The sequence below is a fragment of the Massilia orientalis genome (assembly GCF_030411975.2).
Lineage (GTDB): Bacteria > Pseudomonadota > Gammaproteobacteria > Burkholderiales > Burkholderiaceae_D > Telluria > Telluria orientalis.
In genome coordinates this window covers 120,480-133,105 of record NZ_JASNRB020000010.1, presented here as the reverse complement: position 1 = coordinate 133,105, position 12,626 = coordinate 120,480, and the positions used below count along the sequence as shown (strand labels likewise).

The following is a 12,626-nucleotide window of genomic DNA, read 5'->3' as shown; positions in this document are numbered from 1 at the left end:
TAAATATGAGGATTTTTATGCAACCTCAACCTTCCGGATTCTATGTATTTATTTTCTATCGGCATATTGATTTCTGGGAATTAATTAACCCCGGAAACCAAATACACACTATTGGCGTGGCGCAAACCGGAACAGGACGCGATCCCGCATATTCACTCGACCGAACCATCGTACAAAGGCGTAAAAAAGACGTTTCGATTTGAAAAATTATTATTGGAAACGGAAATGAGCATACGGCCACCGATCGCTGAACACAGTGCGTTATTGATCCGATACCTGGTGGTTTTTCTGATCGGCTATTTTTTATTGACCGTTCACGCCGGCGCGGATATCCATAAAAAAGTGGACGCGGCCGATCCCGTACCGAAAATTGAACCTGGAAAAGCCAAATTGGTCGATCTGGCATCGCTGCCGCCGCCATTACGGCGCGCGGTCGACGACGACATGAGGCGCCTGCGCGCGGGCGACGGCGTACTATACGGCGACATGACGTCCGAGGAAGCGCATGACCTGGAAAGCGCCGACTGGCGGGCGTTGCCGCCGGAGGGCGCGCTGGATCGCTTCATTGCGCATGCGACAGTGCCGCCTGCGGATGTCGCGGCCAGCGATCTCGCCGGCTACACGCTGGCGGGCGTGGTGCCCGAGGGGCCGGGCCAGGACGGCCCGTGGAGCAGCGTGAAGCGCGTGTACCGGCGTCCCGACGGTGTGCTCGTCATGCTGCACGAGTGGGCCTACGTGGCCGAAGGCGGCGGCGTCCTCGGCGTGCGCGAGCTGATGAATGCCTCCGTGCGGCACGGCACTGCCCGCTGTCCGGCCCAGTTCGCGATCCGGCGCGCGCCGACGGGCCAGGTCGTTTCCGAGCTGCGCTGGTTCACGGACGCCAAGGTCTTCACGCTGAGCGTGGCACAGGACGTGCTCGCCGACGGCGGCAAGGATCACGGCAAGGCGTGGATGCTGCGGCTGGCCGAAGCCATCGAATGAGCGTCCAGTCCGCTCAGGCGGTGCCGGCGCGTGCCGGCGGCGGTTCCACCGGAGTTGCAGGCGGCCATGCCGGATGCGCAAGACCGGTACGCGGATCGCCGCGCAGTCCGAGTATCCGGTCGAAGGCCGCGCACGCGCCGGCGCAGGCGTCCGCGATCTCGGCCGGCGTGCGCACGCTGGCGCGCAATGCCTGCATGAAGACGCGCCAGCGGGGGCCGGGGCCGGCGTCGTCGCCCTTCAGGTAGCGCAGCCCGTGCGGCGCCAGGCGGTCGCGCAGGCGCTCGTACAACACGGCACCGCCCAGTTGCGAGCCTTCGATGACGTAGTGCACACCCCAGCGGTAGGCGAGGCTGGCCGTTGCCGGCCAGGCGACGGCATCCGTGCCGGTGTCGGCCGGCGTGGTCGACAACGCATGCCCCGCCTCGGCGAGATCGGCGTCGATCCGGGCCAGCCGTGTTGCGTGTTCGAATGGCGGGCCATCCGCGAATCCGGCCAGCCAGGCGTGCAGGGGCGCGAGCCAGGTCCGCAGCAGGGCCAGGTGGGCGGTGTAGTCGTGCAGGGAGGCGTCGGGCGCCCCAATCGGCAGGCCGGCGTCGAGCGCCGCGTGGCGGGTGGCGGTGGCCGCGCGCAGGGCGCTCAGCGGATCGGCTTCGGACGCAACGTCGGTGGAACGGTTCATGGGATGCGGGAAGCAGAAACCGCCATCTTACCAGCCGCGGCACCATCGCGCCGCGCGCCCCGTGCCACCAGCCGGATCAGTCCGCGACAGGCTCCGGGTACTCGACGCTCAGGATTTCCAGCTCGTCATTGCCTTGCGGCGTATGCAATGTGACGACGTCGCCTTCGCGCGCCTTGGTCAGTGCGCGCGCCACCGGCGAGACCCAGCTGATCTTGCCTTTCAGCGGGTCCAGTTCGTCGATGCCGACGATGGTGACCGTATGCTCTTCTTCAGCCTTGTTGACATAGGTGACGGTGGCGCCGAAGAACACCTGGTCGTTGCCGTAGTGGACGGACGGATCCACGACGAAGGCGGAATCCAGGCGCTTGGTGAGGAAGCGGATGCGCCGGTCGATTTCGCGCAGGCGGCGCTTGCCGTAGATGTAGTCGCCGTTTTCCGAGCGGTCGCCATTGGACGCGGCCCAGTGCACGACGCGCACGACTTCCGGACGGTCGACGTCGATCAGCTGCAGCAGCTCGTCCTTGATGGCCTTGTGGCCGGCCGGGGTGATGTAGTTCTTGGATCCGGCGGGTATCGCCTGGGCGAGCGCCAGAGCTTCGTCATCGTCGTCGTTATCGGACTCTTTTACAAATGCCTTGTTCATGCGTCTATTGTAGCGCCTTCGACAACACGCGCGCGCCCCTGTGCCGTTCGCGTTTTCCCGTATCATGAGGCCATGACACGAGCCTCTCCACGCAGCCGGATGTTCGCGCCGCTGGTGTACCTGGCGGCCGTGGTGTTGCTCGTCGAGGAATGGTGCTGGGATCTCGGCATGCGCCTCGCGCGGGCGCTCGCGCGCTGGCCCGCGCTGGCGGCGCTGGAAGCGCGCGTGCGCACCCTGCCGCCGTACGCCGCGCTGTGCGCCTTCGTGCTGCCCGGCCTGGTGCTGTTTCCGGTCAAGCTGCTGGCCCTGCTCGCCATCGCCCATGGCCACGCGTTGTCCGGCATCGCGACCATCGTGGTGGCGAAGGTGGGCGGCGCGGCCGTCGTGGCGCGGATCTATGTGCTGACCTTGCCGACCTTGCTGGCGGTCGGCTGGTTCGCGCGTTGCCACGACTGGTTCATGGGCGCCAAGACCCGTTGCCTCGACTACTGGCGCACGAGCCACGCCTGCCACCTGGCCAGCCGGGCGGCGCGCGGCCTGCGGCTCGGCTACCGGCGCCTGCTGCGCCGGCTGCGCGCAAGGCCGGCCGACGCGAGCGGCCGCCATGCCAGCCGCCTCGTGCGGGTGCTGCGCCGGTTCGTGGTCCAATGGCGCGCGCGCCGGCGCCAACCGACAGACCGATGACATGACCATGAGCCCGGATACCTTGACCCATGCCCCCATCCTCGCGCCCGCAATGCAGGCGTCCACCACGGAAATCTATCTGTTCGACGCCGACACGCTGCGCCTCGTCGACGTCAACCAGGCCGCGCGCCGCAACCTCGGCCATGAGCCCAAGGCCTTGTGCGGCATGACGCCGCTCGACCTGGCGCCCCAGCTCGACCGCGCCGAACTCGTTGCCCTCATCGGCTCGCTGGGCCAGGAGATCGGCGACCAGGTCAGCCTGCGCACACGCCATCGCCGCGCCGACGGGACCACGTATCCGATCAGGCTGTGCTTCCTGCGCATCGTGCGCGACGGCCGGTCGCTGATCCTCGCGATCGGCGACGACCTGTCGCTGGAACTGGCGGCCGGCATGGCGCTCGAGCAATACCAGGCGCGCTTCAATGCCGTCGTCAACCACACGCCCGGGCTCGTCTACCAGTTCGTGCTGCATGCGGACGGCACGATGGCCTACCCGTATTTGAGCGAGGGGTGCACGGCGCTGCTGGGCCTGTCGGTGTCGGAACTGCAACAGGATCCCGAGCGCTTCTTGCGCCTGATCCTGCCGGAGGACCGCAAGGGTTACCAGGACGCGATGGAGGCGTCGAAGACGGCGCTGGCCGCGTGGAACTGGGAAGGCCGCATCTGCGTGGAGGCGTGGAACGACGTCAAATGGATCAGCCTGCGCGCGACGCCGCTGCCGCTGATTGGAGGCGGTGTCCAGTGGGACGGCATCATGACGAACGTCACCGCGAGCAAGCTGGAGCAGGAAGAAACCCGGCGGTCGCGCGCGCGGCTGGCCGAGCTGACGGACCACATCCAGCAGGTCAAGGAACAGGAACGGGCCCGCATCGCGCGCGAGATCCACGACGACCTGGGCGGCAATCTCACGGCGATCAAGATGGCGCTGTCCATGCTCGCCGCGCGCCTGCCGGACGATCCGGCCCTGCGCGACAAGGCGGATTACCTGGACGACCTCGTCGACCGCACGATCGAGGCCGTGCACCGCATCTCGCTGGACCTGCGTCCCAGCACGCTCGACCTGGGCCTCGTCGCCGCGCTCGAATGGCAGGCGCGCGAATTCGAAAAGCAGATGGGCATCGCCTGCGTGTTCCGCAGCGCCGACAAGGAAATCGACCTCGATCCGGACCAGGCGGCCGCGCTGTTCCGCATCTTCCAGGAAGCGCTGACGAATATCGCGAAACACGCGGGCGCCACGCGCGTGACGGTCAGCCTGCGCCGCCAGCGCCAGCACCTGACGCTCGGCATCTGCGATAATGGCCGCGGCATCACGCCTGCCGACCGCCTGAAGCCCCAGTCGTTCGGCCTGCGCGGCATGAGCGAACGCGCCCGGGCGCTGGGCGGCACGCTCACCCTGTCGCAGGCCCCTGGAGGCGGCACGATGGTCGTCGTCAAGATCAGGCTGGCCGCCCCCGCGGCCGGACGCAGCGAAACCACCCGAGCATGACAGAAAAAGCCAGCATCCGCGTTTTTATTGCAGACGACCACGCCATCGTGCGCGAAGGCCTGAAACAAATCCTCGCCGAACAGCGTGACATCGTTGTCGCGGGCGAAGCCGAGACCGGCCTCGACGCCGTCAAGCTGTTCCGCAAATCGCGCTGCAACGTGGTGCTGCTCGACATCTCCCTGCCCGACCGCAACGGCATCGAAGTGCTCAAGCAGATCAAGAGCGAACAGCCGGACCTGGCCGTGCTGATGCTGTCCATGCACCGCGAAGACCAGTACGCGATCCGCTCGCTGAAGGCGGGCGCGGCCGGGTATCTGACCAAGCAGAGCGCGCCGAAGGAACTCGTCAACGCGATCCGCCAGGTGGCGGGCGGCCAGCGCTACGTCAGCGCCCTGCTGGCCCAGGTGCTGGCGGCCCAGCTGGGCGAGAACCACGAAGCGCCCGTGCACGAAGCGCTGTCCGACCGCGAATACCAGACCCTCACCATGATCGCCTCCGGCAAGACCGTCAGCGAGATCGCGCGCGAACTCTCGCTGTCGGTGAAGACGGTCAGCGAGTACCGCTCGCGCCTGCTGGCCAAGATGAAACTCAAGACCAGTGCCGAACTGACCCACTACGCCATCCGCAACCAGCTCATTGACTGAATTATGCTTTGTCAATACAGTCGGTGAGAAAGAGTGGTAATTCCGCGTCTGATCTGCGATTTGATTTTTTGGCAGCGGCTTACCATGGCGACAATAAGAATTCCATATTGCAACGTCCAAAATGTCCAGTCCACCACGCCCGCCGGGGGTTCCCGGCCTGAACCCTGCGGAAATCGCACGCGAAGCGTTCCGCCGGCTCGCCACGCGGCGCATCGCGCCGACGCCGGACGCCTATCGCGAGATCTATAACGAGATCGCCGGTGTCGACGTGCTGCCGCCTCCAGCCCCTCCCGCAGACCCGGGCGCGGAAAACGTGCTGTCCGGCTTCGCGCACAAGCTGGCCGACACGCCCGGCGAACTGGCCGAGTTCGGCGCCCGCTTCAACCGCGCCGTCAAGCAGCGCGACTGGGACGGCTACGCACGCACGCTGTCTCAGCTGGCCGAGAAACACCTGCGCCGCCACACGCACCCCGCGATGTCGCTGGGCGTGGAGAACGGCGAAGCGAAGCTGCTGCGCGACCTGCTCAGCCGCACGCTGACGTTCGCCGTCGCGTCGCTGCTGGCGGGCACCCCGAACCTGTCGGGCGAAGCGGAATCGCTGGGCGCCGCCGTCAAGGTCGCGCACAGCGAGGAAGCGCTGCAGGAAATCGCGGGGCGCCTGAAGGACCTGTGCTACCAGATCGAACTCAAGAGCGGCGACACGGCCGAACAGCAGGAACTGCTGCTGCGCCTCTTTAAACTGCTGCTGGAAAACGTATCCGAACTGCTGGACGACGACAGCTGGATGCGCGGCCAGATCGCCGCCGTGCAGGACCTGATCGCCGGTCCGCTCGACCATCGCGCGCTGGAAGACGCCACGCGCAGCCTGAAGGACGTCATCTACAAGCAGGGCCAGCTGAAACACGGCATCGCGGACGTCAAGGCGACCGTCAAGAACATGATGATGACGTTCATCGACCGCCTCGGTTCCGTGGCGGCGTCGACGGGCGATTTCCACGAAAAGATCGGCGGCTTTTCCGAGCGCATCCGCGGTGCCGGCAATATCGAGGAACTCAACGTGGTGCTGGAAGAAGTGCTGCGCGAAACGAAGATCGTGCAGGCCGAGGCGATGGCCTCGCGCGACCGCATGCTGGCCGCGCACCAGGAGGTGCAGGAAGCGGAGGCGCGCATCAAGGATCTGGAAGCGAAGCTGCAGCACATGAGCGAACTGGTGCGCGAGGACCAGTTGACGGGCAGCCTCAACCGGCGCGGCCTGGACGACGTGTTCGAGCGCGAAAGCGCGCGCGCCGACCGCCGCGGCACACCGCTGTGCGTGGCCCTGCTCGACCTGGACAATTTCAAGAAGCTCAACGACACCTACGGCCACCTCGCGGGCGACAACGCCCTGCGCCACCTCGTGAAGGTCGTGCGGGACACCTTGCGCTCGATGGACGTGATCGCCCGCTTCGGCGGCGAGGAATTCCTCATCCTGTTGCCAGAAACGAATGTCGAAGCGGCATCGGCCGCGATGGTGCGCGTGCAGCGCGAGCTGACGAAGCATTTCTTCCTGCATGAAAACGAGAAGATGCTGATCACGTTCTCGTGCGGCGTGGCCTTGCGCCATCCGAACGAGGAGCAGGCCAGCCTGATGGCGCGCGCGGACAAGGCCATGTACCAGGCCAAGCAGACCGGCAAGAACCGCGTGGTGGTGGCTGACTGACAAGCCCGGCCACGAAAAAATAATTTTTTTCACCCTAAAGTTCCCGAATTCGTCGCCGCCAAGGCAGGCCCGCTTCCGGCGACGACACAAAAATTTCGATTTTTTTCGCTCTCGCCCTCTAAACTTTTTCCGTAGAGCACCGTTACCTGCATCAACAGCGGTTTGAATGTCACAGAACAGCGTGGCAGACCAAAGTGATTCTGAGTGGCACGTCGCCACACCCTGCAAGACCAAGTCTGGAGAGACACCATGTCGTCCGTTATCAATACCAACGTTGCATCCCTGAACGCTCAGCGTAACCTGTCCACCTCGCAATCCTCGCTCAACACCTCGATCCAGCGCCTGTCGTCGGGCCTGCGCATCAACAGCGCAAAAGACGACGCCGCCGGTCTGGCGATTTCGGACCGTATGAATTCGCAGATCCGTGGCATGAACCAGGCGACCCGCAACGCGAACGACGGCGTGTCGATGGCCCAGACGGCCGAAGGCGCCCTGTCGAGCTCGGGCGACATGCTGCAGCGTATCCGCGAACTGGCCGTGCAATCCTCGAACTCCTCGAACTCGGCCAGCGACCGTAAAGCCCTGCAGACCGAGGTGACGCAACTGACCTCGGAACTGAACCGCATCGCCGGCACCACCGAATTCAACGGCACCAAGCTGCTGGACGGCTCGATGGGCACCGCGAATTTCCAGGTCGGCGCGAACGCCAACCAGCTGATCTCGATGACCGGCTCGAACTTCACCACGTCGACCTACGGCGACAACCGCCTCGCCAACGACGCACCGAAACCCACCGCCGATGGCCTCTATACCGGCGGTGCGCTGACCGTGAACGGTTTCCAGGGTTCGAAAGACGTCACCATCAACGACAACGACAGCTCGAAGGCCGTGGCCGCCAGCATCAACGCCAAGAGCGGCGATACCGGCGTCACCGCGAGCGCCCAGACGAATGCCATGCTGGGTGTGGCGCAAGACAAGGCGTACACGATCAAGCTGAATTCGGACAACTCGACCGATGCCGTCACGATCTCGTTCTCGACCGGCAAGGCCGGCTCCGGCGGCAAACTGAGCGCCGACGACGCCGCATCGGCCATCAGCGCCTTCAACGCGCAGACTGCCAAGACGGGTGTGACCGCGTCGTACGATGCCACCAACAGCGCCATCAAGCTGACCAACGCCAACGGCGAGAACATCAAGCTGGACAACGAATCGACCACCGGCAACACGGTCGACGTGGCGAACTACAAGGTCGACGGCACCGCCGACACCGCCAACAAGATGACCATCGACAACGCCGGCACGAGCGTCGTCCAGGGCCAGATCACGCTGGATTCGGAGCAGAGCTTCTCGATCAAGGACGCCAGCAGCCTGTCGCTGGACAGCGCCGGCGCCGCCGGTTCGTCGAAGCTGAACTCGGTCGCAAACATCGACGTCAGCACCTTCGACGGCGCCCAGCTGGCGATCAAGATCGCCGACGCCGCCCTGTCCTCGGTGAACAACCAGCGCGCACAACTGGGCGCACTGCAGTCGCGCTTCGGCTCGGCGATCTCGAACCTGCAATCGTCGACCGAGAACCTGTCGGCATCGCGCAGCCGTATCGTCGACACCGACTTCGCTTCGGAAACCGCGAACATGACCCGTGGCCAGATCCTGCAGCAGGCCGGTACCTCGATGCTGGCCCAGGCCAACTCGCTGCCGAACGGTGTCCTGTCGCTGCTGCGTGGCTAACCAGTCGCAATAAGCCCCGATAGCGGTGTAAAGTGATTCCTCGGCTGAAGTAATTCAGCCGGGGAATTTTTGCTAGGGAATGATCATGAACATTCAACCAGTGGCTTCATCCACCCCCTCGCGCGTGGACGACCGCCCGACCCAGCCGGCGCCGTCGGCCGGGGCGACGGAGGCGACCAGCACGGGCAAGCCCGCCGACGGCGTCAAGCCGTCGCACGAGGACGTGTCGGCCGCAGTCAAGAAGATGAACGACGCGATGCTGGGTTCGTCGCAAAGCCTGCAATTCTCGATCGACGAAGACAGCAAGGATATCGTCGTCAAGGTGATCGACCAGAACACCAAGGAAGTCGTGCGCCAGATCCCTTCCAGGGAAGCGTTGCAGATCGCCAAATCGATCGACAAGATGCAGCAAGGTCTGCTCATCAACCAGACTGCCTGAACGTTCGTTGCATGCTCTGCCGTAAGGCGCGGGCCACGGCCCGCGCTTGACGGTCTCTCCTTCCCCGTCCATTTCCAGTGCTCGTATAGTTCGGCACGGAAATAACGCACATTTCCCACTCTCAAGTAAGGTTTGCTTCTGTCGATAATGACTTACATTATCGCTTTCACAGGAGAAACACGTGGGACTCAGCTCACCTGGTATCGGCTCCGGCCTCGACGTCAACGGTCTCGTCAGCAAGCTGATGGCGGCCGAATCCGCGCCGCTCGACAATTACGACAAGAAGACGACCGACTACCAGACCAAGCTGCAGGCGTATGGCAAGGTCAGTGCGGCCGTCGGCGCCTTTCAGGGCGCGCTGACGACGCTGAACTCGGCCGGTACGTTCAGCGCGCTGACCAGTTCGTCCAGCAACAAGGACCTCCTGACGGCCTCGGCCGGCACCGGCGCCGTGCCCGGCAAGTACAAGATCAACGTCAGCCAGCTCGCGCAGGCGCAAAGCCTCATGACGGGCGGCCAGGCCAGCAACATGAAGCAGATCGGCGACGGCGCCAAGACGACGCTCACGTTCCAGTTCGGCAGCATCGGCGGCGGCACGTTCGGCGTGGCCGGCTCCGCGCTGAGCCTGGCCAGCGCGGCGTCCGGCATCGCGACCGGCTCGCTGACCATCAACGGCACCGCGATCAGCACGAACGGCACGACGCGCAGCGCGCGCGACCTCGCCTCGGCCATCAACGACGAAACGGATACGACGGGCGTCACGGCCAAGGCCGGCATCACGTCCACCTCGGCCACGATGTTCGGCACCTTCGGCGACGTGGCGGTCACTTCCGGCAATTATGCGTTGACCGTGGGCGGCGTCCAGCTGGCCAGCTCGGACGGCAGCACCACCGTCACGGCCGCCTCGCTCGACACCGCGCTCGGCACCAACACCGTCAAGAACCAGCTGGCCGCCGCCAACATCACGTTCACCGGCTCGGCCGCCACCCACGACCTGCAGTTCTTCGCGGCCGACGGTTCCAACATCGACGTCACGGAAGCCGTCAGCGGCACCGTCACGGGCGGCATCGGCCTGGCTCCCGGCGCGGCCAACGCGGGCTCGGACACCACGGCCACCGCGGGCATCACGCTGAGTTCGAAGGACGGCAGCCAGATCCTCGTCGGCGGCAACAACCCGGGCGCGGCCGGCCTCACGGCGGGCAGCGCCGGCAGCTACCTCGGCGCGGGCTTCACCCAGGACGGTGCCCAGGCCAGCGGCACCGTCACGCTGGACACGAAGGACCAGACCCTGCAAGGCATCCGCGACGCCATCAACAAGGCGAACGTGGGCGTCACCGCGACCATCGTGTCGGACGGCAGCGCCAACCCGTACCACCTCGTGATCACGTCGAACAGGACGGGAGAGAAGTCGGCCATGAAGATCAGCGTGGACGGCGCCGACGGCGGCCCCGTCAACGCCGGCATCGCCAGCATGCTGGCCTACGATCCGAACGGCACGCAAGCCCTCACGCAGACGAGCGGCGCGCAGGACACCAAGCTGACCATGAACGGCATCGCCGTCAGCAGTGCCGACACGACGGTGGACGACGTGATCCAGGGCGTGAGCCTGGACCTGTCCTCGACCGGCAGCACGACGCTGACCGTGTCCCAGGACAAGAGCTCGGTGACGGACGCCATCAATGGCTTCGTCAAGGCGTACAACGACCTGAACAAGACGATCGGCGGCCTCACGAGCTACAACGCCGACACCAAGACGGGCGGCCCGCTGCAGGGCGATTCGGCCGTGCGATCGATCCAGACCCAGCTGCGGCGCGCGCTCGGTACGCAGGTCGAAGGCCTGAACAGCAACCTGACGAACCTCGGCCAGATCGGCGTGGCGTTCCAGAAGGACGGCAGCCTGGCCGTCGATTCGACCAAGCTGAACAACGCCATGTCGAGCAATTTCAGCGGCATCAGCGGCCTGTTCGCGGCCGTCGGCGCGGCCAGCGACGGCAACATCACGTTCGACAAGTCGACGGCGGCCACCAAGCCGGGCGAGTACGCCGTGAACGTCACGCACATGGCCACGCAGGGCATGCTGACCGGCGCCAATCCCCTGTCCGGCTCCACGATCATCGCGCCGAACACGACCTGGACCGTCACGCTGAACCAGACCGATCCGGCCACGGATACGAAAGTCCAGAACATCAAGGTTCCGTCGGGCACGTACACGAACGACCAGTTGGCCTCGATGCTGCGCGCCGCCATCAACGGCAACAGCGTGTTCGCGAACGCCGGCGACGCGGTCGAGACCTCGGTGGACGGCACCGGTCACCTGTCGATCTCGTCCAGCAAATACGGCTCGACGTCGAACATCTCGATCGTCGGCGTCACGGGTACGGCGGTCAGCGACCTCTTCGGGGGCGCCACGCCGGCCGTCGGCACCGACATCGAAGGCACGATCGGCAGCGTCGCCGCGACGGGCAACGGCCAGTCGCTGACGGCGGCCGCCGGTTCGCCCGCTGCGGGAATCCAGATCACGGTCAAGAGCGGCGCCGCCGGCGACCGCGGCACGGTGACTTTCTCGCAAGGCTATGCCTACCAGCTGACGAACCTGGCCTCGAGCTTCACGGGCAAGGACAGCATACTCAACAGCAAGACCGACGGCCTGAACGCCAGCATCAAGGCAGTGGCCAAACAGCGCGACGCCTTCAGCGATCACCTGACCCAGTTGGAAGCCATGTATCGAAAACAATTTACCTCGCTCGACACCATGCTGCAGTCGATGCAAAGCACCCAAAGCTATCTGACGCAGCAGTTGGCAGCCCTCGCGGCCAACCGATAACTGGATTTTTGGAGAACCACCATGTTTGGAAACATGAAACGCGGCGTCAACGCCTATCACAACGTGAGCCTCGAGACCGGCATCACGTCGGCCTCGCCCCACAAGCTGATCGTCATGCTGTACGACGGCGCCCTCGTCGCGCTGCTCGGCGCCAAGACGAACATCGCCGCCGGCAACATCGCCGCCAAGGGTTCGGCCATCTCGAAAGCCATCTCGATCATCGACAACGGCCTGCGCGCGTCGCTCGACAAGAACGCCGGCGGCGAGATCGCCGCCAACCTCGACGCCCTGTACGACTACATGAGCCGCCGCCTCCTGCACGCGAACCTGAAGAACGACGTGACCATCATCGACGAAGTGCACGGCCTGCTGGCCGACCTGCGCGGCGCGTGGTTGGAAATCGGCGACAAGGTCCAGCAGCCGCAGCAGGTCGCCGCGCCCACGGCCATGCCGAAAGCCCCGACCCTGGCGAGCGCATGATGGGAGCCACGACGATGATGACGAATACCGAAATCGCCTCGCTGTACGAAGCCATGGTCGGCATCACCGACCAGATGCTGGCCGCCGCCGCCGCGGCCGACTGGGACCGCCTGCTCCAGCTCGAACACCAGTGCGCCGCCTGCGTGCGCCAGCTGAAGGACAATGGCGACACGCCGCTGGCCGGCCAGGAACGCGTGCGCAAGGTCAACGCCATCCGCAAGATGCTCGATTCCGACCGCAAGATCCGCGACCTGACCCAGCCGTGGATGGCGAAGCTGCAGGCCATGATCTCGAACAAGACCGTCGAACGCCGCGTCGCGCGCGCCTACGGCGTCTGAC

General features: G+C 65.2%; 12 protein-coding genes. 10 read left to right on the top strand and 2 right to left on the bottom strand.

Annotation, left to right across the window (positions count from 1 at the left end):
- The first annotated feature begins 111 nt into the window (after positions 1-111).
- Positions 112-981, top strand: a complete 870-nt coding sequence (locus tag QPK29_RS17780; RefSeq protein WP_371770154.1) for a hypothetical protein — start codon at positions 112-114, stop codon at positions 979-981.
- A 13-nt stretch (positions 982-994) separates the two neighbouring features.
- Here the strand turns inward: QPK29_RS17780 and QPK29_RS17775 are convergent, their stop codons facing one another.
- Positions 995-1,660, bottom strand: coding sequence for a biliverdin-producing heme oxygenase (locus tag QPK29_RS17775; RefSeq protein ID WP_371770155.1), 666 nt, complete (start codon positions 1,658-1,660; stop codon positions 995-997).
- Positions 1,661-1,736: 76 nt separating this feature from the next.
- On the bottom strand, positions 1,737-2,303 hold the full coding sequence (gene greB / locus QPK29_RS17770) for a transcription elongation factor GreB (protein WP_371770156.1): 567 nt from the start codon (positions 2,301-2,303) through the stop codon (positions 1,737-1,739).
- A gap of 72 nt (positions 2,304-2,375) precedes the next feature.
- Between greB and QPK29_RS17765 the strand changes: the two genes are divergently transcribed.
- The 9 genes from QPK29_RS17765 to QPK29_RS17725 all read left to right on the top strand — a co-directional run bounded on the left by QPK29_RS17765 (position 2,376) and on the right by QPK29_RS17725 (position 12,625).
- A complete protein-coding gene (locus QPK29_RS17765) occupies positions 2,376-2,987 on the top strand; it encodes a hypothetical protein (protein WP_371770157.1) in 612 nt (203 codons plus the stop codon).
- Positions 2,988-2,994: 7 nt separating this feature from the next.
- On the top strand, positions 2,995-4,473 hold the full coding sequence (locus tag QPK29_RS17760) for a PAS domain-containing sensor histidine kinase (RefSeq protein ID WP_371770158.1): 1,479 nt from the start codon (positions 2,995-2,997) through the stop codon (positions 4,471-4,473).
- Positions 4,470-5,117 carry a response regulator gene (locus QPK29_RS17755; protein ID WP_056136317.1) on the top strand — a complete coding sequence of 216 codons (648 nt, stop codon included), beginning with the start codon at positions 4,470-4,472 and terminating at the stop codon, positions 5,115-5,117. The genes QPK29_RS17760 and QPK29_RS17755 overlap by 4 nt, the downstream gene beginning before the upstream one ends.
- 121 nt (positions 5,118-5,238) lie before the next feature.
- Positions 5,239-6,816, top strand: coding sequence for a GGDEF domain-containing protein (locus QPK29_RS17750; protein ID WP_371770159.1), 1,578 nt, complete (start codon positions 5,239-5,241; stop codon positions 6,814-6,816).
- A gap of 249 nt (positions 6,817-7,065) precedes the next feature.
- Positions 7,066-8,544, top strand: a complete 1,479-nt coding sequence (locus tag QPK29_RS17745; RefSeq protein WP_371770160.1) for a flagellin N-terminal helical domain-containing protein — start codon at positions 7,066-7,068, stop codon at positions 8,542-8,544.
- 85 nt (positions 8,545-8,629) lie between these two features.
- Positions 8,630-8,983 (top strand): flagellar protein FlaG, encoded by a 354-nt coding sequence (locus QPK29_RS17740; protein WP_371770161.1) that lies wholly within the window; start codon positions 8,630-8,632, stop codon positions 8,981-8,983.
- 181 nt (positions 8,984-9,164) lie between these two features.
- Positions 9,165-11,807 carry a flagellar filament capping protein FliD gene (fliD, locus tag QPK29_RS17735; RefSeq protein ID WP_371770162.1) on the top strand — a complete coding sequence of 881 codons (2,643 nt, stop codon included), beginning with the start codon at positions 9,165-9,167 and terminating at the stop codon, positions 11,805-11,807.
- Between the two features lie 21 nt (positions 11,808-11,828).
- The gene (fliS, locus tag QPK29_RS17730; protein ID WP_056136306.1) at positions 11,829-12,287 is read left to right on the top strand and encodes a flagellar export chaperone FliS; all 459 of its coding nucleotides are present in this window, start codon (positions 11,829-11,831) and stop codon (positions 12,285-12,287) included.
- Positions 12,288-12,301: 14 nt separating this feature from the next.
- Positions 12,302-12,625: a flagellar protein FliT gene (locus QPK29_RS17725; RefSeq protein WP_056136887.1), complete on the top strand. Its 324-nt coding sequence runs from the start codon at positions 12,302-12,304 to the stop codon at positions 12,623-12,625.
- Position 12,626 lies beyond the last annotated feature (1 nt).